The following is a 21,011-nucleotide window of genomic DNA, read 5'->3' as shown; positions in this document are numbered from 1 at the left end:
AACCGTAGTCGGTCTACCCGACCCAGCGACGGGTCGGACGTATCAGCGCGAGCACGAACAGCACGGCGTTCAGCAAGGTCCACCAGGTGAGCGGACTGTTCCGGTAGCCGACGGCAGCGCCGTTGAACATTACGACCAGCAGCGACCCGGCGGTCATCACCCCGGAAACACCCAGCAGCATCCGCCGGCCGATGCGGTGACGGGCCAGCAGCAGCCCGCCGGCCGTCAGGTAGGTCGCGGCGCATACCGCCAGCACCGTCACCTCGATACCGCCGCTCTCCGGTTCCGCGGCCAGGAACTGGAGATACCGGACGATCAGGCCGGTCAGTCCCAGGCCGGTCCCCACGGCCAGCGCACCCGCCGCCACCGCGACACCGGAGCTGCGCGGCCCCGCTGCTCGATCGTCCATCCACCCACTCCCGGTCCAGGTACCGCGTTCAGTTATACGACCGCGCGGTCGGTGCGGCACCTCGGCCGGACGTACCGGAAACCGTTCACAGGTTCCGGTCGGCGTAGCTGTTCATCGCATCCCGGACGAACTCGGCGGTACCGGGACCACCTGGCGTGTCGTAGTTGGCGCCGAAACGCGGGTCGGCAACGTACATTTCGCCGAGTCCACGGAAATACTCGGCGGTCACCGGACGGACGGCCGAGGAACCGAGCCACCGGTGGTGGCGGGCGGTGATCGCCTGGACCTCGTCGGATTCCGGGAACAGTCCGGCCTGCTTGGCACGGCCGAAGTCGGCTGCGATATCGCGCTGGGTCTGCTGGAATTCGCGCTTCTGTTCGGCGGACAGTCCCCGCCACCAGCGATCGCCGGCCTCGTAGGCATCCTTGCCCCAGCGTTCGATCACCTCGTCCTTGTACCGAGTGTGCTCGAACCCGTCGAAAACCTCTGCTGCCATGAGTGGTTCACCTCTTTCGGTCTTGTGCAGCGTGGTGGCCACCGAGTCGATCCGGCGCCGGAGCAACTCCTGTTGCTGCCGGAGCAGCTCCAGGTGCGTGCGCAGGGCCGTCGTGGTGTCCTGTTCTCCGGCGAGCACTTCGGCGATGACCGCCAGGCCCAGCCCCAGCTCCCGCAGCAGCAGAATGCGCTGCAGCCGGACGAGGCTGTCCTGGTCGTAGTAGCGGTATCCGTTGGCGCCGATCCGGCTGGGCGGCAGCAGGCCGAGCTGTCCGTAATGACGCAGTGTGCGGCTGGTGGTGCCGGCCGCCTTGGCCAGATCCTGAATGGACCATTCCCCGGTTCGCACCTCCGGTCTCCCTTCGTTCTCGTCGGTGAGACCAGGATGCAAGTTGACGTAACGTCAAGGTCAAGCGCCGACCAGCCGGCGCTGACCCGCCGGGGTAACTATTCGAAACCGCGAATCAGATGTCCGCTCGAATTCCGACTGTCACAGCTCCGGCGATCCGACCGGGGGCGCAGCGGGCGATTCGGCCGGGTGCGCGGCCGGGGCCGCAAGCGGGTGTGCGACCGGGGATTCGGCCGGGGCTGCGAGCGGATCCGCTGGGGCGACTGCACCCGACTCCACCGGAGCGGCGGAATCGACGGGAGCAGGGAGCTCGTCGACCGGTGCTGTCATCTCCGGTTCGACGGCGCCCTCTGGAAGGGCAGAGCCGTCTGGACGGACCGAGCCCGTCGGCAGCTGGTCGGCGACATCCGGAACCAGCTGCAGCAGCGTGTCGAAGTCGACCACCTGGGCGCCGAGCGTTTCGGTCGCCACGATCACGCCGTTGCTGTACAGCCGATAGGTTCCCGCCTGCTGGGGCAGCAGCATCTCCGGGCCGATCGGGGCACCGAGACTTCCGGACGGTCCACCCACCCGGCGGTAGGCGGCGTCGATGACGCTTTCACCGGCCCGGACCTGACGGCTCGGGTCGTCCGGTTCGGGCAGCGGAAATTCCTCGACCGGCGGCGGAGCCGGGGCGGGGACCGGGCCGCCGAGCTCCTCGGGGCGCGGGCCCACGGCGAAAGTGCCGATATCGGCGGGCCGGCCGCCGTCGGGGGCGGCGGAGTACTCCGAGCGTAGGATCTGGCCGTCCCGGAGCAGCACCGTGCCTGCGGTCGAGGCCACGGCGGCAGCGGTGCGCGGGTCCTCGCGCTCGGTTCCGGGATACACCTGGCAGTCGGTGGTGTCGCAGGTGCGGGCGTAGTCGTAGCGCTGTTCGGCGAGTGCGTACGAACGAGCCGCGATCGCCTGGGCCCGCAACGCCTCGTTCGCGCCCTTGTCGGCCCAGTTGGCCTGCATTTCGGTGGGCACCACGCCGAGCAGGTAGTCCTCGACATCGACCTGGTTCACGATCCGGTACGACTCGCCCTCGAGCGCAACTCCCAAGGCGCCGCGATACCCGGCGCCGTCGCAGAGCGCCAGATGCTCGGCGGCCGGACGGCCCGGTCCGAGGTCGACCGGATATACGTGCGGATCGTCGGTCGCGGCCTGCCACAGCACCTCGCCGTTGCAACCAGCGGTGACCACGACATTCGCCCGGCCGCCGGGAAGCGGGGTCAGGTGCGCGGCTTCGCCGGGAGCGAGGGCCCGGCCGGCGACCTGGGCCCCACCGGGCGCCGCCACGTCGAGGGTGCTGTCGTCCCGGGTGGCCAGCCGGACCCGGATGGTGGTGGGGCCGATCTGCCCGAGCGTGGCGCCCGGGTAGTAGTAGTCGAGGATCTGCTCGGCCGTCTGCCCGTCCTGCGCGCCGTCGAACGCACCGACCTGACTCATACCGCGGCCGTGGCCGGCGCCGGCCGTTGTGGTCACCGCCGGAACCACCCAGTACAGCGCCACCGCGCCGGTCAGCGCCACCGCGGTGCCACTGACCAGCACCGGGAGCGGAATGGAGCGGAACAGCGGAACAGTGCGCCGGTGCGTTCCCCGGCTGGGGCCACGGTTCACAGCGCCTCCTTCGTCGGCATGTCGCAACGGGCCTGAGCGGTCCGAGGGCTACATTCGAGCAATCGACTAATCCTCAACAAGAGGTTTAGAGATGTGACTGATGTGGCTAGTGTGATCTGTGAGACAGCAGGAAGCAAGCATCACATGTCGGCGCGATTCGCCCGGCGCACCGAAGCCCCAGCACGACGCGCAGTACCGGTTCCACCCTGATTGGAGACGCACGTGCCGAATTTCAAGCCGAAACGTTCCTACGTGCTTCCCGTGGTGGCCACGCTCGTGGTCGCGACGCCGGTGGGCGTGCTGGCACTGAGCGATTCCGTCGGCTACCGGGAAGCCAACGACGTCGATCCGGTCGCCGTGCCGACCCAGCTGGCCCAGGTGGCGCTGAATTCGGCTCCCGACATCACCATCCCGCTGCGCGAACTCACCGGTCTCGACCTGCCCGACCTGCACCTTTCCGATCTGCGAATGCTGCCCCTGCCCGAGTCCGTCCAGCTGCCGCCGGACCTGCCGGCACCGCCGGGCGTGGAACTACCCAGCGAGATCCCGCTCCCCCGGCTGGACGGCGCCTCCCCGGCGCCCACCACCGCACCGGCACCGGCCACCGACATGCCGGCACCGGCCACGAACACAGCCCCCGTACCCACCAGCGCCGCACCCACCACCAGTCCGGCACCGACCACCGCTCCGGCACCCACCACCGCTCCGGCACCGACCACCACGGACCCCGCGGCACCCGATACGGCCGATCGGACTCCGGCAGCCGCCGAGATCCCGGGTGGCGTGCGATTCATCGCCGATCCGGCCCGGATGCAGCCGGGCACCGGTCCCGACACGCCGGCGCTCGCTCCCGGGGCGATCGCCCCCGAATTGCTCGATCAGGTGGGCGCACAGGTCAAGGAGGTGACCAGCGATACGCCGTTCAGCATGGTCGCGGTCACCGGGCCCGCCCTCGCGGATGTCACCACCATGCTGCGATCCCGGCAGTCCGATGGCAGCTGGGGGCCCTGGTACGACTCGGATCCGGTGGATGCCGGCGTCGGCGCTGCCGCACCGTCCGGTACCGAGCCGATCTATGTCGGTGAGACCACCGCGGTGCAGATGATGATCACCCGGGATGCGGCGCAGCCGATCGCGGAACCGAACCCGGGCTCCGACGATCCGGCACATCTGGCCGATACCGCATTGGAAGCCGTCCTGATCAATCCCGGCCGGGCCGCCATCGATGGTTCACTGCACGAAATCGCGGCGGCACTGCCGGGCGGCGGACCGAAGGTGATCACCCGCGCGCAGTGGGGCGCCGACGAGTCGATCCGCTGCCAGGAACCCACCTACGACGACGGCCTGGGCGGGCTCACCGTGCACCACACCGCCGGTAGCAACGACTATTCGCGCAGCGAATCCGCCGGCATCGTCCGGGCGATCTACGCCTATCACGCGCAGACGCTGGGCTGGTGCGATATCGGCTACAACGCGCTGGTCGACAAGTACGGCCAGATCTTCGAGGGCCGCTACGGCGGGCTCAACCGCACCGTCCAGGGTGCGCACACGGGCGGGTTCAACGAGAACACCGCGGGCGTATCGCTGATGGGCAACTACGAGACCACCAAGCCGACCGACATCTCGATCAACTCGCTCGGCCGGTTCATCGGCTGGCGAGCCCGGGTCGCCGGTCTGGATCCGCAGGGCGAGACCACCATGTACTCCGAGGGCACCGAGTTCACCCGGTATGCGCTGGGCGAAGAGGTACAACTGCCGGTGGTGTTCGCGCACCGCGATGTCGGCAACACCAGCTGCCCCGGTGACGCCGCGTACGCCCTGATGGACCGGATCCGCTCGATCGCCGCCCGCGCGGCGGGTGGCAGCGGCACCGACCGGGCCGTCACCGACTCCGCCCCGGAGGTCCCGGACAGCTCTGCCGGTCCCCAGACTCAGCAGCGCCCGGCGCCGCAGAACGAGGCCCGCTCCCGCGGCAACCTGGCCGAACTCGGGGCCCTGGTCGACCGGCTGCTGGGGCTGGCGAAGGAGAACAACGCGATCGCCCGGCACTGGGTGGACACCGGTGCTGCCGAGGGCCCGCTGGGCGAACCGGAATCGGATCTGCTGCCGGCCGCTCAGGGCCGCGAGTACGTGAAGTTCGCCAACGGCTACATCTACTCCGGCGAGAACGGCCAGGTGTTCGAGGTGATCGGCGCGATCCTGGACCGCTACCTGGAACTCGGCGCCGATGCGGGCGTCCTCGGCCTGCCCCTGGGCAGCGCCTACGTCGTCCCCGACGGAATGCGCACCGACTTCCAGAACGGCTCGCTGATCCTGAACGAGCTCACCGGCATCGTCACCACGGTATGGAAGACCTACAACGAGACCTACCAGCAAGAAATGGAGCGGCTGGAGACCGAAGGCGTACCCGCCGAACCCGCACCGGCGCCCGCCGAACCCGCACCGGCGCCCGCCGAACCAGCGCCCGCCGGCCCCGGCAGCACTCCGGAAGGCGCCGCCGATCCCGGCACCATCCCGGAAGGCGCCGCTCCGGAAGGCGCCGCTCCATAATCCACCGCTGAGCCCACACCCCGGCAGAACGAACCACCAACCCAGCACGCCGCCGGACGCAAGGGCCGACCCCGGTGTCGCATCCGCACCGGGGTCGGCCCCCCAGCTACTCGCCTTACCGGCTGCCCGACCAGGCTGGTGCCGAGATAGCCGTGTGCCCCACCGCCACGGCCGAACCGGACGCGAACAACCGGCCGGGCGTCCGGTGCCGGCCTCCGGCCCCCGCCCGAGGGCTCAGCTACTCACCCCCACCAGCGTTCGAGCACCGCGGCCACTCCGTCCGCGGTGTTCGGCGTGGTGACCTCGTCGGCCGCCGCGCGGGCCTCCTCGTGGGCATTGCCCATCGCGACGCCGTGTCCGGCCAGCCGCAGCATCGGGGCATCGTTCGGCATATCGCCGAAGGCGATGGCGGAATCGGCGGTCATCCCGAGGTGATCGGCCATGGCCGCCAGGCCGGAGCCCTTGGTGACACCGGGGGCCGACAGTTCGATCAGCCCGTTCTCGGTGGAGTAGGTGATGTCGGCGCGGTCGCCGACGAGCGGCGCCAGCACCGCCCGCATCTCCGAGCTCCGCGCGCCGGACAGCCGGATGAGCATCTTGATCGCGGGCGCAGCGATCACCTCGGCCCGGGACACCGTCGTATCGTCCGGGTTGAGCCAGGCGTGCAGGTAGTTCGGGGAGCTGACGAATTGCGGGGTGGCCGCGTCGTGGGCGCTGGCGCCCACCCGCTCGGCCGCCAGCCCGCACCCGGGCAGGGCCTGTTCGGCCAGGTCGGCCAGGTGGTCCAGGGTGTCCACCGACAGGCAGGAGCTGGCCAGCACCCGGTCGGCGCCGCTGTCGTAGAGCACCGCGCCGTTCGCGCAGACCGCCAGCGGGGCATGCCCGAGTTGGGCCACCACCGGCTCGATCCAGCGCGGCGGCCGGCCGGTGGCGAGCACGAAGGTGGCCCCGTCGGCGACGAGCGCGGCCACGGCCGACTTGGTTCGAGCCGTAACCCGCTCGGCGTCGTCGATAAGGGTGCCGTCCACATCGGAAGCCACCAGCGTCGGTTTGGTCTGCAAGCGCGTCACCATTCCATCCTGCCGGATGAAACGCCTTCGCATGGTCCGGCGGGTAAGACCGGCACTCCGTATGATCCCCGCAACAATACGTTCGACCCGAGGAAGAAATGACCGGCTTTCTGCTGCGCCGCACGCTGAACTACCTCGTGCTGCTGCTGGTGGCCTCCTTTCTCACCTTCGCACTGGCCTCACTGACCTTCCGGCCGCTGGACAGCCTGGAATCCCGCAACCCCCGGCCGCCGCAGGCGGTGATCGACGCCAAGGCCGCCGAGCTGCACCTGGACGAACCGATCCCGCAGCGCTACCTGACCTGGGTGGGCGGCGTGGTGCACGGCGATTTCGGGACCACGCTGGCCGGGCAACCGGTGAGCGAGGAACTGGGCCGGCGGGTGGCGGTCAGCCTGCGGCTGCTGGTGCTGGGTTCGGTGATCGGCACCGTGCTGGGGGTCCTGATCGGTGCGGCGAGCGCAATCCGGCAGTACAAGTTCAGCGACTACTTCACCACGGTGCTCTCGCTGCTCATCCTGAGCACACCGGTGTTCCTGCTGGCCACACTGCTGAAATATGGTGCTCTGGAGATCAACACGATGACGGGACAGCAGATCTTCCTCTATACCGGCGAGACCTCGGCGAGCCGGATCACCGGATTCTGGCCGCAGTTCGTGGACCGGCTGCAGCATCTGGTGCTGCCCACCGCCACGCTGGCGTTGGGCGCCATGGCCGGATACAGCCGCTATCAGCGCAATGCCATGCTCGACGTGCTGCAGAGCGATTTCATCCGCACCGCCCGGGCCAAGGGGCTGACCCGCACGAAGGCACTTTACAAACACGGCCTGCGCACCGCGCTGATCCCGATGGCGACCTTGTTCGCCTACAGTTTCGGCGCCCTGATCACCGGCGCCACCTTCACCGAGAAGATCTTCGGCTGGCACGGCATGGGCGAATGGCTGATCGATTCGATCAATGCCCAGGACCTCTACGTCGTGGTGACGGTGACGGCGTTCGCCGGCCTGGTGGTGCTGCTGTCCGGGCTGCTCTCCGACATCGTCTACGCGATCCTCGATCCCCGGGTGCGAGTCCGATGACCGAAACCGAGCTGATCATTGCCGAGGAGAAGACGTCCCCGGTCGCGATGGGGCGCCGCAAGCTGGTGCTGCGCCGGTTCCTGCGCAACAAGCCGGCCGTCGCCGGTGCGGCCCTGCTGTTGCTGATGTTCCTGGCCGCCTTCGTGCTGCCGCCGCTGCTGCCCTACGACTATCAGGAACTGGACTACACCGCGCTGCTGCAACCACCGAGCCTGCAACACCCGTTCGGTACCAACCAGATCGGCCAGGATGTGCTGGCCCAGACCCTGCGCGGGCTGCAGAAGTCGCTGATCATCGGATTCTGCGTGGCGATCATCAGCTCCACCATCGCCGCGGTCGCCGGTTCGCTGGCCGGGCTGCTCGGCGGCTGGCCGGACCGGGCGATCATGTGGCTGGTCGACCTGCTGCTGGTGGTGCCCAGCTTCATCATCGTGGCCCTGTTCGCGCCGCGCACCAAGGGCAGCCATTCGATCGTGCTGCTGATCGTGCTGCTCAGCGTGTTCGGCTGGATGATCAGCGCCCGCATGGTGCGCGGCATGACGCTGAGCCTGCGCGAACGCGAATTCGTCCGGGCCGCCCGGTACATGGGTGCGCCGACCCGGACCGTGATCGGCAGTCACATCCTGCCCAATATCGCGTCGATCCTGATCATCGACACCACGCTGAGCATCGGCGCGGCGATCATGGCCGAGACCGGGCTGAGCTTCCTCGGCTTCGGTGTGCAGAAACCCGATGTGTCCCTCGGTTCGCTGATCGCCGAGGGCACCGGATCGGCATTCACCTACCCGTGGTTGTTCCTGTTCGCCGGTGGCCTGCTGATCGCCACCGTGCTGTGCGCCAACCTCGTCGGTGACGGCCTGCGGGACGCCTTCGATCCCTCCGCGAATCGAGCCAAGCGATGACCGGCATCGAGAGCACCACGACACCGCTGCTCGAGGTCACCGGCCTGCGGGTCGGTTTCCCGAGTGAGGAGGGCCGGGTGGAGGCCGTCCGGGGCGTGGACTTCACCGTCGCCGACGGTGAAGTACTCGCCATCGTCGGTGAATCCGGTTCCGGAAAGTCGGTGTCCTCGCTGGCCGTGATGGGGCTGCTGCCCGACCAGGCCCGGGTGCAGGGTTCGATCCGGTTGCGCGGGCGGGAGCTGATCGGCCTGGGCGACCGGGACCTGTCCCGGATCCGCGGGAAAGCGGTGAGCATGGTCTTCCAGGACCCGCTCTCCGCGCTGACCCCGGTGTACCGGGTGGGTGATCAGATCGCCGAGGCCGTGCTCGCGCACGGAAAGACCACCCGCGCGGCGGCCGCCCGCCGCGCGGTGGAGCTGCTCGACCTGGTCGGAATCCCCGATCCGCAGGTCCGGGCGCGATCTTTCCCGCACGAGTTCTCCGGTGGGATGCGGCAACGGGTGGTCATCGCGATGGCGATCGCAAACGATCCGGACCTGATCATCTGCGACGAACCGACCACGGCACTCGATGTCACGGTGCAGCGGCAGATCCTGGATCTGCTGCGCACCGCTCGGGACGTCACCGGTGCGGGCATCGTGCTGATCACCCACGATATGGGCATCGCCGCTACCATCGCCGACCGGGTCGCGGTGATGTATGCGGGCCGGATCGTCGAAACGGCTCCGGCCCGTTCACTGTTCGCGCAGCCCCGGATGCCGTACACGGTCGGCCTGCTGGGTTCCATCCCGCGAATGGACGGGCCGCCGCGCACCCCGCTGATCCCGATCGCGGGTGCGCCGCCGGCCATGCACGCGCTGCCCGGCGGCTGCCCGTTCGCACCGCGCTGCCCGGTCGCCATCCCCGAATGCCGGGCCGCCGAACCGCCGCTGGAACGCACCGGGCCCGGCCATTCGGCGGCCTGTGTGCGCACCGCGGAGCTGGGCAGCACCGAACTGTTCGACGCCTACCGGGCCGATATCACCGCACCCGAACCGGATCTCGGGAAATCGGACGGGGTGGTGCTGCGGGTGACGGACCTGGTGAAGACCTTTCCGCTCACTTCCGGGGTGGTGTTCCGGCGCCGGATCGGCGAGGTCCGGGCGGTCGACGGCATCAGTTTCGAAGTGCGGGCCGGCCGGACCCTGGCGCTGGTCGGCGAGTCCGGTTCGGGCAAATCCACCACGCTGACCCAGATCCTGGATCTGACCACACCACAGTCCGGCCGGATCGAGGTCCTGGGCGATGATGTCGCCACCCTGACCCGGCACCGGCGCCGGGAGCTGCGCCGCCGGATGCAGATCGTGTTCCAGGACCCGAATGCCTCCCTGGACCCGCGCCTGCCGATCTTCGATGTGATCGCCGAACCACTACGCATCGACGGCCGCCCCCGCGCCGAGATCGAACAGCGGGTACCGGAGCTGCTGACCCTGGTCGGCCTGCACCCGGAACACGCCGACCGCTACCCCGCCGACTTCTCCGGCGGCCAGAAACAACGAATCAGTATTGCGCGGGCACTCGCCCTGGCCCCGGAGCTGCTGGTGCTGGACGAGCCGGTGTCGTCGCTGGACGTTTCCATCCAGGCCGGTGTGCTCAACCTGTTGCGGGATCTGCAGGCCGACCGCGGCCTGTCGTATCTGTTCGTCTCGCACGACCTTTCCGTGGTCCGCAACCTCGCCCACGATGTCGCGGTCATGCACCGCGGCCGGATCGTCGAATCCGGGCCGGCCGAACAAGTGCTGACCGATCCGCGCGACGAATACACTCGGGCGCTGCTCGACGCCGTCCCGGTGGTGAGCCGATAGGAGGAAGAATGCGCGTTCGATCACCCGGAATCCGGTGGGTCGCCGCAGTACTGGCGGCGGGCCTGTTCGCCGCCGGTTGCTCGGCCGAGGAGACCGGCGCTTCCGGGACCGCACAGCTCGGGGCAACCAGCGATATCAATCCGATGGATCGCGACGCCCTGCGGGCGGGCGGCAATCTGCGGCTGGCCGTGGCCGCCTATCCGGCCAACTGGAACACCCTGTCCATCGACGGCAACGAGGGGGAGATCGCCGATATCGTCCGGCCGATGATGCCACGCGCCTTCACCACCGATGCCGCGGGCAAGCTGTCGGTCGATACCGACTACTTCACCGAGGTGGAACTGACCGGGACCGACCCCCAGCAGGTCACCTACACCATCAACCCGGACGCGACCTGGTCCGACGGCACCCCGATCACCTGGGCGGATATCGCGTCGCAGGCCGATGCGCTGCGCAACCCGGACCAGGGGTTCCAGATCGCCATCGCCAGCGGATTCGACCGGGTCGAATCCGTCGAACGCGGGGTGGACGACCGGCAGGCGATCATCACCTTCGCCGAACCGTATGCCGAATGGCGGGGCCAGTTCGCCGGCAACTCGATGCTGTACCCGAAGTCGGTGACCGCCACCCCCGAAGCCTTCAACGACAGCCTCGCCGACGCGATCTCGGTGACTGCGGGCCCGTTCCGGGTGCAGTCCACCGACCGGGCGCAGGGCCGGATCGTACTCGGCCGCAATCCGGATTGGTGGGGTACGCCGCCGGTGCTGGACACCATCACCTTCTCGGTGCTCGACCGGTCGACCTGGGTGGGTGCCCTGCAGAACGACGAACTGGACGCCGCCCGGCTGCATTCGATCGACGAGGTGACCACCGTCCGCGCCACGGCCGGCCTGCAGATCCGCCAGGCGCCCGGGAACCGCTGGCGGCACATCACCTTCAACGGCGCGCCCGGCTCGATCCTCGCCGATCCGCGACTGCGGGTCGCGCTGATGAAGGCGATCGACCGCGCCGGTATCGCCAACGCAATCCAGAACGGCATCGTCGCCGACCCGCAACCGCTGAACAGCCACGTATTCGTCCGCGGCCAGGAAGGCTATCGGGACAACTCCGGACCGGTCGCCTTCGATCCTGCCGAAGCGCAGCGGATGCTCGACGAACTGGGCTGGCGGCGCGACGGCGACATCCGGACGAAGAACGGTCGGGAACTGGTCATCCGCGATGTCATGTACGACGATTCGACCTGGGTGCGGGTCGCCCAGATCGTCCAGCAGAATCTGGCCCGGGTCGGCGTGCGGGTGGAGATCGACACCCGGCCGGGCCCCGGCTTCTTCACTGATGTGATGCAGCCCGGCGATTTCGATATCGCCCAGTTCAGCTTCCAGGGTGATGCCTTCCCGCTCAGCAGCATTCCGCAGATCTACGGCTACTACCCGGACGATCTGCAGGGCAATTTCGGCCGGATCGGTTCACCCGAACTGAACGAGCAGATCGATGCGATGCTCTCCGAACTCGACCCGCAACGCGCCATCGAACTCGCCAACCGGATCGACCGGGAGGTGTTCGCCGAAGGACATTCGATTCCGCTCACCCAGGACCACGGCAGTTTCGGCGTCCGCGCCGACCTGGCGAACTTCGGTTCCCCAGGGTTGGCCTCCTACGACTACACGCAGATCGGATTCGTGCAATGAGTGATCGACGAACCGCGGCCGGACACCGGCGCACCCGGAAGCTGGCCGGACGCTGCCTCGCCCCGGCCGCTGCCCTGGCCCTGATCGTCACCGGATGCGGTGGTGACAGTTCGAATATCGTGGCGGGGTCGACGGTGCTGACCGATACCAACGACATCAATGCGCACGACCGCAGCGATATCCGGGACGGCGGGAATCTGCGGCTGACCGTGACCTCGTTCCCGGCGACATTCAATCCGCACCACGTGGATTCCGACGGGGAGGTCAGCGAGATCGTCGGCTGGACGCTGCCCGGACCGGTCACGTCATCGCCCACCGGCGAACTGTCGGTGGATCACGACTACTTCACCGATATCGAACTCACCGGCACCGAGCCGCAGCGGGTGGCGTACACCATCAATCCGGATGCGGTGTGGACCGACGGCAGCCCGATCACCTGGGCGGACATGAAATCTCAGGCCGAAGCGCTGAGCGGCCGCAACCCCGAATTCCAGGTCGCAGCCACCCAGGGCTACGACCGGATCGCCACCGTCGAACGCGGCGTGGACGACCGCCAGGCGGTCGTCACCTTCGCCGAGCACTACTCGGAGTGGCGCGGCCTGTTCAGCGCACTGATGCCCGCGGCGTCCACGGCCACCCCGGAAGCGTTCGACGACCGGGACCGCGAACGCCCCACCGAGACCGCCGGGCCGTTCCGCATCGCCTCCGTGGACCGCGCGCAGCAGCGCATCGTGCTCGAACGCAACCCGCTCTGGTGGGGCGAGACCCCCAAACTCGACACCGTCACCTACAGCGTGCTGGACTGGACCGCCCGGCTCACCGCGCTGCAGAACGACGAACTGGACGCCATCGATCTCGGGACCGACCTGGCCGAGGTCACCACCGCCGCGAACGCCCCCGGCATCGACGTGCGGCATGCCCCGCGACCGTACAATTCACAGCTCACCTTCAACGGCGCACCCGGATCCATTCTCGCCGACCCGAAACTGCGGGTCGCCATCATGAAGGCCATCGATCGGGAGAACATCGTCGGTACGTCCCAGCACGGCCTGGTCGCGGATCCGCAGCCGTTGAACAACCACGTCTTCCTGCCGGGTCAGCCGGGCTACCAGGACAATTCGGAGCCGGTGCGGTACGACCCGGACGAGGCAGCCCGGATGCTGGACGAGCTCGGCTGGCGACTCGACGGCGAGTACCGGGTGAAGGACGGGCAGCGGCTGGTGCTGCGCGATGTGATGTTCGACCAGGAGAGCTGGGTGAAGATGGCCCAGATCATGCAGCAGAACCTGGCGGAGATCGGGGTCGAACTGCAAATCGAAACCTACCCCGGGACCGGGCTGTTCACCGACGTGATCGACCCGGGCAACTTCGATATTGCCCAGTTCAGCTGGCAACGCAGTCTTTTCCCGCTCGGCGCGCTGACCCAGATCTACGCTTACGATCCGGAGAATCCACAGAGCAACAAGGGCCGGATCGGCTCGCCCGAGCTGAACGAGCTCATCGACCGGGTGATTTCCGAGATCGACCCGGAAAAGGCGAAGGAACTGGCCAACGAGGCCGATCGGATGATCTTCGAACTCGGGCATTCGCTGCCGCTGGCGGTGTCGCCCGGAAACGTCGCCACTCGCGAGAACCTGGCCAATTACGGCGCGTTCGGCCTGGCAACGGTGGACTACACCGATGTGGGCTTCGTGAAGTGAACCGCCGGCGCGGCTACCCGCTGACCTACCCGGCCACGGTGACCGCCGCCGCCCTGGCAATCGTCATCGCCTGGGCACCGTTCGCCGACTCCGACCAGCTCAGCGCCCTGGCTGTGGTCGCGATCGCGATTCTCGGGTACAGCGGATGGCAGTTCGCCCGGGCGGCCGGGCTGCTCCGGTCCGGCGCCCGGCCGGGGCGGGCGCGCCGGGTCCGGCAGCAGCATCGGCTGGTCGGCCGCAGTTGGCTGGAGGTCGGCGACGCGAACGGAACCGTGTGGGTCCCGGTTCATTTCGATCGTGCCTTCACTGCGCTCGTTCCGGCCGAACTGACTGTCGACCGCGGGCGCCTGTTCGTGCACCGACCGCCGGATGGGGCTGTCACCACACGCAGTGCCGACCCGGCCGCCGGAAACCCCGGGCCGAAGCTGCTGCGCTGCTACCCCGCCGGCCGGGCACGCACCTCCGAGCCACCCGGCAAACTGATCGACAACCCGACCCGGCCATCGGAACCCGGGACCGCCACGCACCCCGCACGCAACGGCTGGGAACGCCTGGTCACCGATGCGCCGGCCCCGGCCCGCCGCCTGCTGCTGGATGCCCAGGGCGCGGTCGCCGCCCCGTTCGCCGCCCTGTTCTGGGTGTACGTCATGGGCGGCGGCATCCCGGCCTTCGCCGGTGCCTGCTGCATCGCAGCGGCAACCTTCACCTGGCTGGCCGCAATCCGCGGCTCAGACCCCAGTTGAGCCGGCCCGAGCGCGGGACGGAACCAGCTCGGCGAGCAGTGCTTCCACCTTCGCCCGGATCTCATCGCGGATCGGCCGGACGGCTTCGATCCCCTGGCCGGCCGGGTCGTCGAGCACCCAGTCCCGGTAGCTGATACCGGGGAAGACCGGACAGGTGTCGCCACAGCCCATGGTGATCACCACGGTGGACGTCTCTACGGCGTCGTAGGTGAGCACCTTCGGCGCCTGATCGGCGATATCTATCCCCACCTCGGCCATAGCGGCGACAGCAACCGGATTGATCGAGTCGGCGGGGGCGCTGCCCGCCGAGCGGACCTCCACGGCGTCACCGGCCAGCTGGGTCAGGAACCCGGCCGCCATCTGGGAGCGTCCGGCATTGTGTACGCAGACGAACAGGACACTGGGCTTGTCGGTCATACCGGGGCACCTTCCGGAGTCGATGGGAAGCGCTTGCGCAGGGCGAGTGAGACGTAGACCAGGGCGACCAGCACGGGGACCTCGATCAACGGGCCGACGACGCCGGCCAGGGCCTGGCCGGAGCTCGCGCCGTAGGTGGCGATGGCGACGGCGATGGCGAGTTCGAAGTTGTTACCGGCGGCGGTGAAGGCCAGGGTGGTGGTGCGGGCGTAGCCGAGTTGCATGGCGGCGCCGAGCAGATAGCCGCCGCCCCACATGACGGCGAAGTAGATCAGCAGCGGGACCGCGATCCGGACCACGTCCAGCGGATGTTCGGTGATCTGCTCACCCTGCAGGGCGAACAGGACGACGATGGTGAACAGCAGACCGTACAGCGCCCAGGGGCCGATCCGCGGCAGGAACTTCTCCTCGTACCAGGTGCGGCCCGCCCTGCGTTCACCGATCCGACGGCTCAGGTAGCCGGCCAGCAACGGGATGCCCAGGAAGATCAGCACCGATTTCGCGATCTGCCACGGCGAGGTGTCGATGGTGGTCTGTTCCAGTCCCAGCCAGCCCGGCAGTACCGACAGGTAGAACCAGCCGAGCACCGCGAACATCAGCACCTGGAAGATGGAGTTCAGCGCGACCAGCACCGCCGCCGCCTCGCGATCACCGCAGGCCAGGTCGTTCCAGATGATCACCATGGCGATACAGCGGGCGAGTCCGACGATGATCAGGCCGGTGCGGTATTCGGGCAGATCGGGCAGGAAGATCCAGGCCAGCGCGAACATCAGCGCCGGGCCGAGCACCCAGTTCAGCACCAGCGAGCCGACCAGCAGCTTCCGGTCGCCGGTCACGGTGTCGAGCCGGTCGTACCGGACCTTGGCCAGCACCGGGTACATCATGATCAGCAGTCCGATCGCGATCGGCAGCGAGACGCCGTCGATCTCGACCGCCCCCAGCGCATCGCCCAGGCCGGGAATCATCCGGCCGAGCAGCAACCCGGCGACCATGGCGGCACCGATCCACACCGGCAGGAACCGGTCGAGCGTGCCCAGTTTGCCGACGACGGCCGGCTGAGTTTCGGCCGTCACGTTCACGCGAGTGCCCCCTCGAGCGGCAGCACCACGGCCAGTCGCTGCAGGGCCTCCGGTACCACCCGGTAGTACACCCAGGACGCGCGCCGCTCACTCACCAGCAGCCCGGCCTCCCGCAGCACCTTCAAGTGGTGCGAGATGGTCGGCTGGCTGACGTCCAGCCCGGCCGAGATGTCACAGACGCAGGCCTCGCCACCGGCCCGGCCGGCGACCGAGGCGAGCAGCCGCAACCGCACCGGATCCGACAGCGCCTTGAACACCGCCGCCAGTTCGGCCGCGGACTCGGCGTCCAGCGGCGGGCGCACCAGCGGCTCGGCGGAACATCCCATCGGTTCCTGATTCGACATGCGTCGATATTGACAGATATCGAATCAGAAGTCGACCGGAGCCCTCTTGACTAATTACCCTAGGGGGGTATCGTATGAACGGCAGTAGCCGCTGCGAGCGGCGCATCGTGGAGAAGGAGAGCAGAATATGAACACCACCACCGTCACCGTCACCGGAATGACCTGCGGCTGCTGCGCCGGCAAGGTCCGCGACAAGATCGGCGCACTGCCCGGTGTCACCGGGGTCGACGTCGATGTCGACAGCGGTTCGGTCACCATCGAAGCCGATGGGCCGATCGCCACCGCCGACCTCGCCGCCGCCGCGGACGCGGCCGGCTACCCACTCACCGACTGACCGATACCGGAACGGAGCATCCGATGAACGCCACGACAAAGTTCGCCGGTTTCACCATCTCGCTGGCAGCCGTGTTCGGGATCGCGGTCGGTATCGGCGCCCTGGTCGGCCCGGAACCGGCCGCACCGACCCGGCACGAGAACCAGCAGACCTGCGACTCCGGTCACGGCGCGCCGGAAGCCCTTCGAGAACTAGGAGCCTCGCGATGACCACCGCGACAACACCACCGGGCACCGGACAGGTCGAACTGGTGATCGGTGGCATGACGTGCGCGTCCTGCGCCAACCGGATCGAGAAGAAGCTCAACAAGCTCGACGGCGTCACGGCCACGGTCAACTACGCCACCGAGAAGGCCCGCGTCGACATCGACGGTGATATCGGCGCGCAGCAGCTGATCGAGACGGTGGAGAAGGCCGGCTACACGGCCGCCCTACCCGAGCCACCCGCACCCGCCGACACCGAAACAACTCCGGCCGAACCGGACCCGGCCGCCGCACTGCGCACCCGGCTGCTGGTCTCGCTGGTGCTCACCGTCCCGGTGATCGCCATGGCCATGATCCCGGCGCTGCAGTTCACCAACTGGCAGTGGCTGTCCCTCACCCTGGCCGCGCCGGTGGTGGTGTGGGGAGCGCTGCCGTTCCATCGAGCCGCCTGGACCAACCTGCGGCACGGCACCGCCACCATGGACACCCTGGTGTCGATGGGCACCCTCGCCGCGCTGTCCTGGTCGGTCTACGCACTGTTCTGGGGTACCGCCGGTGTTCCCGGTATGACCCACCCGTTCGAACTGACCATCGCCCGGATGGACGGCACCGGCAACATCTACCTGGAGGCGGCGGCCGGCGTCACCACCTTCATCCTGGCCGGCCGCTACTTCGAGGCGCGGTCCAAGCGGCGGGCCGGGGCGGCGCTGCGGGCGCTGCTGGAACTGGGCGCCAAGGACGTCACGGTCCGGCGCGGCGGTGCCGAACAGCGGATCCCGATCGAACAGCTGGCCGTCGGCGACGAATTCGTGGTGCGGCCCGGTGAGAAGATCGCCACCGATGGTGTCGTCGTGGCGGGCTCGTCTGCGGTCGACGCCTCGATGCTGACCGGCGAATCGGTGCCGGTCGAGGTCGCCGAGGGCGATACGGTGACCGGTGCGACGGTGAATGTCGGCGGCCGGCTGGTGGTACACGCCACCCGGGTCGGCAGCGACACCCAGCTCGCCCAGATGGCGAAGCTGGTGGAGGACGCCCAGACCGGCAAGGCGCAGGCACAGCGGCTGGCCGACCGGATCTCCGGCATCTTCGTACCGATCGTGATCGCACTGTCGGTCGCCACGCTCGGCTTCTGGCTGGGCACCGGCGGCTCGGTGGCGGCGGCGTTCACGGCCGCCGTGGCCGTGCTGATCATCGCCTGCCCGTGCGCCCTGGGCCTGGCCACCCCGACCGCGCTGATGGTCGGCACCGGCCGGGGCGCGCAGCTGGGCATCCTGATCAAGGGCCCCGAGGTGCTGGAATCCACCCGCAAGGTGGACACCATCGTGCTGGACAAGACGGGCACCGTCACCACCGGCAAGATGACCCTGCTCGATGTGCACGCCGCCGCCGGCGAAGACGCCGACACGGTGCTCCGGCTGGCCGGGGCACTGGAGAACTCCTCGGAACACCCGATCGCCCAGGCCGTGGCCAAGGGCGCGACCGAGAAGTTCGGTACCCTGCCGGCCGTCGAGGACTTCGGCAATATCGAAGGGCTCGGAGTGCAGGGCGTGGTGGACGGTCACGCGGTGATCGTCGGCCGGCCCCGGCTGCTGGCGGACTGGTCGCAGCCGCTCGGCGAGCAGCTGACCCGGGTGCTGACCGAGGCCGAGGACGCCGGGCGGACCGCGGTGGCGATCGGCTGGGACGGACAGGCCCGCGGCGTGCTGGTGGTGGCCGACGCCGTGAAGCCGACCTCGGCGCAGGCGATCCGCCAGTTCACCGAACTCGGGCTCACCCCGATCCTGCTGACCGGCGACAATGCCCGCGCGGCCCGCACCATCGCCGATGAGGTCGGTATCGATGCGGTGATCGCCGAGGTGCTGCCGCAGGACAAGGTGGACACGGTCCGCAAGCTGCAGGACGAAGGCAAGGTCGTCGCGATGGTCGGCGACGGCGTCAACGATGCCGCCGCCCTGGCCCAGGCCGATCTGGGCCTGGCGATGGGCACCGGCACCGACGTCGCCATCGAGGCGAGCGACCTGACCCTGGTGCGCGGCGACCTGCGGGCGGCCGCCGATGCCATCCGGCTGTCCCGGCGCACTCTCGGGACCATCAAGGGCAACCTGTTCTGGGCGTTCGCCTACAACGTCGCGGCCATCCCACTGGCGATGGCGGGGCTGCTCAACCCGATGCTGGCCGGCGCCGCCATGGCGTTCAGCTCGGTGTTCGTGGTGAGCAACAGCCTGCGGCTGCGGCGCTTCCGGTCGACGGCGCAGTAGCACTGTCCACCGGAACCGGACGGCGGGCAGCGATCCGATCGCTGCCCGCCGTTCGCCGTTTCCGGCGCGAGTTACTGCCGCCGCCCTGTGCGCGAGGACGGGGGCCGCCGGCCGGGCGCCCAGCTTGCGGCACCATGGAGTCGGACGGCCGCTCGAGCAGACACGGAAGGCGATGTGATGCAGCGAGTGTGGTATGCCGCATACGGATCGAACCTGAGCACCGCACGGTTCGACTGCTACCGCCTGGGTGGACGTCCGGCCGGCGGGAAGCGCACCTATCCGGGATTCCGCGACCCGGCCGAACCATTGCGCACCGAACCGCTGCTACTGCCCGGCTGCGTGTACTTCGCCTGGGAGAGTCCGGTATGGACCGGCGGTGTCGCGTTCTACACCGACCGCCCCGCACCCGGCCGACCGCGGACGGCTGCCGTCTGCGCCCGGCTGCTGACCGTGGAACAGTTCGACGATCTGTTGGCCCAGGAGATGTACCGCGAGCCCGGAAGCACCGTTGCGGTGGACCCCGGCGAGGTCGCTGCCCGGGGACGCCTGCAACTGGGCCCCGGCCGCTACGAAACCCTGCTGCACCTAGGCGAACTCGCCGGACTGCCGATCCTGACCTGTACCGCGTCCTGGGACCCGGATGCCGTGCCGCTCCGCGCCCCCTCGGCCCGCTACCGCGAGCTACTGGCCGACGGTCTGGCCGAGACCCACGGGTGGGGACCGGCCGAGATCGCCGCCTACCTCGACGCTCTACCGGGCACACCTCACCCGGAGGGTATCGCCGACGAGGTCGGTATCGATGCGGTAGTCGCCGAGGTGCCGCCGCAGGACAAGCAGGGCAGGGGACCGGTTCCGCGTTGACGCTCGGGCCGGCCGCGCCACCACTGCAGCACGCTTTCGACCGGTGCGCCCCGGACAAGTCGTGGGCCGCGATGACGCCGGGTCAGACCAGCCAGGACTTGCGGCCGAAGAACTGGTCGTCCTCGTCCGGATCGTCGGGGGCGACCACTCGGTCGCGGTCCGGCTTGCGGGTGCCCGGGCGGACGTTGCTCTGCTCGGGCGGTGTGGCTGCCCGGGGGTACGACGGAGCAGGCGGGACGGGCGGAGTAGCGGCAGGCGGCGGCGCGGCATAGCCGGGCGCAGCGAAGCCCGCGCCGGGCTCCGACGGCTCCGGCGCCGGATCCGGGAAGCGTCGGTCGTACTGGTCGACGATGCCCTGCCCGGCGGAATCGTCCCCGACGACATCGCGAACCAGATCGGTGACCTGACCGCGCAGCTTCGCCTGGGCGGCCCGCATGCAGCTCATGATCAGGCCGGACAGGGTGGCCGGATCGGCGCCCCGGGTGGCCGCGGACAGCTGGATATCGGTGGGCACCCCGTTCGGGTCGACGGTGACGCTCACCCCACCCCGGGACTCGGTGGCGGTCAGCGTGGCCATCCGGCCCTGCAGGTCCTGGTACCGCCCGGCCTTCTCCTCGAGCTGCTGCGCCCACTGCGCCAGCTCGTCGGCCGCTCGTTGCGGGTCACTACTGAGCATCGCGCCACTCCTCGTCCTCGTAGCTGTGATCGCCGGGCGGCCGGGACATCCCCCGACGAACCCCCGGACCGTACCGGCATCTAATAGGACGTACCGCCCCGCCGATCGGTTCCATCGAATTCGACCGCACCCCGCAGCGTGCCGGGCACCCCGCGCCGCATCGGTCCGGAAACAGCATGAGGGCGGCACCCGCTTCCGGGTGCCGCCCTCATATGGAGCGGATGACGGGATTCGAACCCGCGACCCTCACCTTGGCAAGGTGATGCGCTACCAGCTGCGCTACATCCGCACACTCGATGCCGCCGGTCACCCGGACCGCATCGCGTGCCTAGAACTCTAGCCGGTGGCCCCGGCGAAAACGAAATCGGGTCC

Annotated in this window: 19 protein-coding genes and 1 tRNA gene; 11 read left to right on the top strand and 9 right to left on the bottom strand. The window is 69.0% G+C overall.

The features are described 5' to 3' along the window. Window positions 1-13: 13 nt before the first annotated feature. The 3 genes from AC1HFH_RS02070 to AC1HFH_RS02060 all read right to left on the bottom strand — a co-directional run bounded on the left by AC1HFH_RS02070 (window position 14) and on the right by AC1HFH_RS02060 (window position 2,894). Entirely contained in the window at window positions 14-409 is a 396-nt protein-coding gene (locus tag AC1HFH_RS02070; RefSeq protein ID WP_480245734.1) for a hypothetical protein, read from the bottom strand. Window positions 410-494: 85 nt separating this feature from the next. Continuing rightward, window positions 495-1,253 carry a MerR family transcriptional regulator gene (locus AC1HFH_RS02065; RefSeq protein ID WP_480245733.1) on the bottom strand — a complete coding sequence of 253 codons (759 nt, stop codon included), beginning with the start codon at window positions 1,251-1,253 and terminating at the stop codon, window positions 495-497. 141 nt (window positions 1,254-1,394) lie between these two features. Then, entirely contained in the window at window positions 1,395-2,894 is a 1,500-nt protein-coding gene (locus tag AC1HFH_RS02060; RefSeq protein ID WP_480245732.1) for a SpoIID/LytB domain-containing protein, read from the bottom strand. A 222-nt stretch (window positions 2,895-3,116) separates the two neighbouring features. On the opposite strand from AC1HFH_RS02060, the gene AC1HFH_RS02055 reads away from it, so the two are divergent. Further along, window positions 3,117-5,444 carry an N-acetylmuramoyl-L-alanine amidase gene (locus AC1HFH_RS02055; RefSeq protein ID WP_480245731.1) on the top strand — a complete coding sequence of 776 codons (2,328 nt, stop codon included), beginning with the start codon at window positions 3,117-3,119 and terminating at the stop codon, window positions 5,442-5,444. A gap of 242 nt (window positions 5,445-5,686) precedes the next feature. Here the strand turns inward: AC1HFH_RS02055 and AC1HFH_RS02050 are convergent, their stop codons facing one another. Then, window positions 5,687-6,517 carry an HAD family hydrolase gene (locus tag AC1HFH_RS02050; protein WP_480245730.1) on the bottom strand — a complete coding sequence of 277 codons (831 nt, stop codon included), beginning with the start codon at window positions 6,515-6,517 and terminating at the stop codon, window positions 5,687-5,689. A gap of 95 nt (window positions 6,518-6,612) precedes the next feature. On the opposite strand from AC1HFH_RS02050, the gene AC1HFH_RS02045 reads away from it, so the two are divergent. Genes AC1HFH_RS02045 through AC1HFH_RS02020 form a run of 6 tightly spaced genes read left to right on the top strand, consistent with a single transcriptional unit; the run spans window position 6,613 to window position 14,467 of the window. Beyond that, entirely contained in the window at window positions 6,613-7,590 is a 978-nt protein-coding gene (locus AC1HFH_RS02045; protein WP_480245729.1) for an ABC transporter permease, read from the top strand. Beyond that, window positions 7,587-8,492 carry an ABC transporter permease gene (locus tag AC1HFH_RS02040; protein WP_480245728.1) on the top strand — a complete coding sequence of 302 codons (906 nt, stop codon included), beginning with the start codon at window positions 7,587-7,589 and terminating at the stop codon, window positions 8,490-8,492. The genes AC1HFH_RS02045 and AC1HFH_RS02040 overlap by 4 nt, the downstream gene beginning before the upstream one ends. Then, complete coding sequence (locus AC1HFH_RS02035; protein WP_480245727.1) at window positions 8,489-10,336, top strand: dipeptide ABC transporter ATP-binding protein; 1,848 nt, start codon at window positions 8,489-8,491, stop codon at window positions 10,334-10,336. The genes AC1HFH_RS02040 and AC1HFH_RS02035 overlap by 4 nt, the downstream gene beginning before the upstream one ends. Before the next feature lie 8 nt (window positions 10,337-10,344). Beyond that, window positions 10,345-12,024, top strand: coding sequence for an ABC transporter family substrate-binding protein (locus AC1HFH_RS02030; RefSeq protein ID WP_480245726.1), 1,680 nt, complete (start codon window positions 10,345-10,347; stop codon window positions 12,022-12,024). Next, window positions 12,021-13,724 carry an ABC transporter family substrate-binding protein gene (locus AC1HFH_RS02025; protein WP_480245725.1) on the top strand — a complete coding sequence of 568 codons (1,704 nt, stop codon included), beginning with the start codon at window positions 12,021-12,023 and terminating at the stop codon, window positions 13,722-13,724. The genes AC1HFH_RS02030 and AC1HFH_RS02025 overlap by 4 nt, the downstream gene beginning before the upstream one ends. Next, window positions 13,721-14,467: a hypothetical protein gene (locus tag AC1HFH_RS02020; RefSeq protein WP_480245724.1), complete on the top strand. Its 747-nt coding sequence runs from the start codon at window positions 13,721-13,723 to the stop codon at window positions 14,465-14,467. Before AC1HFH_RS02025 ends, AC1HFH_RS02020 begins: the two co-directional genes overlap by 4 nt. On the opposite strand, the gene AC1HFH_RS02015 is transcribed toward AC1HFH_RS02020, so the two are convergent. From AC1HFH_RS02015 to AC1HFH_RS02005, 3 genes are read right to left on the bottom strand one after another with little or no spacing between them, the layout of a single operon-like run. Continuing rightward, window positions 14,453-14,884, bottom strand: a complete 432-nt coding sequence (locus AC1HFH_RS02015; RefSeq protein WP_480245723.1) for an arsenate reductase ArsC — start codon at window positions 14,882-14,884, stop codon at window positions 14,453-14,455. The two genes, AC1HFH_RS02020 and AC1HFH_RS02015, sit on opposite strands and share 15 nt — an antisense overlap. Further along, window positions 14,881-15,963: an ACR3 family arsenite efflux transporter gene (gene arsB / locus AC1HFH_RS02010; protein WP_480245722.1), complete on the bottom strand. Its 1,083-nt coding sequence runs from the start codon at window positions 15,961-15,963 to the stop codon at window positions 14,881-14,883. The genes AC1HFH_RS02015 and arsB overlap by 4 nt, the downstream gene beginning before the upstream one ends. Beyond that, window positions 15,960-16,307: an ArsR/SmtB family transcription factor gene (locus AC1HFH_RS02005; protein WP_480245721.1), complete on the bottom strand. Its 348-nt coding sequence runs from the start codon at window positions 16,305-16,307 to the stop codon at window positions 15,960-15,962. The genes arsB and AC1HFH_RS02005 overlap by 4 nt, the downstream gene beginning before the upstream one ends. 127 nt (window positions 16,308-16,434) lie before the next feature. On the opposite strand from AC1HFH_RS02005, the gene AC1HFH_RS02000 reads away from it, so the two are divergent. The 4 genes from AC1HFH_RS02000 (at window position 16,435) to AC1HFH_RS01985 (ending at window position 19,963) form a co-directional block, all read left to right on the top strand. Then, the gene (locus AC1HFH_RS02000; protein WP_480245720.1) at window positions 16,435-16,641 is read left to right on the top strand and encodes a heavy-metal-associated domain-containing protein; all 207 of its coding nucleotides are present in this window, start codon (window positions 16,435-16,437) and stop codon (window positions 16,639-16,641) included. 23 nt (window positions 16,642-16,664) lie between these two features. After that, window positions 16,665-16,850: a hypothetical protein gene (locus AC1HFH_RS01995; protein WP_480245719.1), complete on the top strand. Its 186-nt coding sequence runs from the start codon at window positions 16,665-16,667 to the stop codon at window positions 16,848-16,850. Continuing rightward, entirely contained in the window at window positions 16,847-19,102 is a 2,256-nt protein-coding gene (locus tag AC1HFH_RS01990) for a heavy metal translocating P-type ATPase (RefSeq protein WP_480245718.1), read from the top strand. Before AC1HFH_RS01995 ends, AC1HFH_RS01990 begins: the two co-directional genes overlap by 4 nt. A gap of 177 nt (window positions 19,103-19,279) precedes the next feature. After that, window positions 19,280-19,963, top strand: a complete 684-nt coding sequence (locus AC1HFH_RS01985; RefSeq protein ID WP_480245717.1) for a histone deacetylase — start codon at window positions 19,280-19,282, stop codon at window positions 19,961-19,963. An 82-nt stretch (window positions 19,964-20,045) separates the two neighbouring features. Here AC1HFH_RS01985 and AC1HFH_RS01980 read toward each other — a convergent pair whose 3' ends face one another. Then, window positions 20,046-20,639 carry a YbaB/EbfC family nucleoid-associated protein gene (locus tag AC1HFH_RS01980; RefSeq protein WP_480245716.1) on the bottom strand — a complete coding sequence of 198 codons (594 nt, stop codon included), beginning with the start codon at window positions 20,637-20,639 and terminating at the stop codon, window positions 20,046-20,048. A 213-nt stretch (window positions 20,640-20,852) separates the two neighbouring features. Beyond that, window positions 20,853-20,928, bottom strand: a tRNA-Gly gene (locus tag AC1HFH_RS01975). Window positions 20,929-21,011 lie beyond the last annotated feature (83 nt).

The organism is Nocardia sp. KT25-26 (genome assembly GCF_056627695.1).
The sequence above is the reverse complement of the archived record's forward strand: the minus strand, read 5'-3'. Positions and strand labels throughout refer to the sequence as shown.

What these genes read in the sequence shown, in the direction of transcription:
- AC1HFH_RS02070 (WP_480245734.1), bottom strand. Translation starts at nt 409, where the DNA reads ATGGACGATCGAGCAGCGGGGCCGCGCAGCTCCGGTGTCGCGGTGGCG.
- AC1HFH_RS02050 (WP_480245730.1), bottom strand. Translation starts at nt 6,517, where the DNA reads ATGGTGACGCGCTTGCAGACCAAACCGACGCTGGTGGCTTCCGATGTG.
- AC1HFH_RS02045 (WP_480245729.1), top strand. Translation starts at nt 6,613, where the DNA reads ATGACCGGCTTTCTGCTGCGCCGCACGCTGAACTACCTCGTGCTGCTG.
- AC1HFH_RS02040 (WP_480245728.1), top strand. Translation starts at nt 7,587, where the DNA reads ATGACCGAAACCGAGCTGATCATTGCCGAGGAGAAGACGTCCCCGGTC.
- AC1HFH_RS02035 (WP_480245727.1), top strand. Translation starts at nt 8,489, where the DNA reads ATGACCGGCATCGAGAGCACCACGACACCGCTGCTCGAGGTCACCGGC.
- AC1HFH_RS02030 (WP_480245726.1), top strand. Translation starts at nt 10,345, where the DNA reads ATGCGCGTTCGATCACCCGGAATCCGGTGGGTCGCCGCAGTACTGGCG.
- AC1HFH_RS02025 (WP_480245725.1), top strand. Translation starts at nt 12,021, where the DNA reads ATGAGTGATCGACGAACCGCGGCCGGACACCGGCGCACCCGGAAGCTG.
- AC1HFH_RS02015 (WP_480245723.1), bottom strand. Translation starts at nt 14,884, where the DNA reads ATGACCGACAAGCCCAGTGTCCTGTTCGTCTGCGTACACAATGCCGGA.
- AC1HFH_RS02005 (WP_480245721.1), bottom strand. Translation starts at nt 16,307, where the DNA reads ATGTCGAATCAGGAACCGATGGGATGTTCCGCCGAGCCGCTGGTGCGC.
- AC1HFH_RS02000 (WP_480245720.1), top strand. Translation starts at nt 16,435, where the DNA reads ATGAACACCACCACCGTCACCGTCACCGGAATGACCTGCGGCTGCTGC.
- AC1HFH_RS01995 (WP_480245719.1), top strand. Translation starts at nt 16,665, where the DNA reads ATGAACGCCACGACAAAGTTCGCCGGTTTCACCATCTCGCTGGCAGCC.
- AC1HFH_RS01990 (WP_480245718.1), top strand. Translation starts at nt 16,847, where the DNA reads ATGACCACCGCGACAACACCACCGGGCACCGGACAGGTCGAACTGGTG.
- AC1HFH_RS01985 (WP_480245717.1), top strand. Translation starts at nt 19,280, where the DNA reads ATGCAGCGAGTGTGGTATGCCGCATACGGATCGAACCTGAGCACCGCA.
- AC1HFH_RS01980 (WP_480245716.1), bottom strand. Translation starts at nt 20,639, where the DNA reads ATGCTCAGTAGTGACCCGCAACGAGCGGCCGACGAGCTGGCGCAGTGG.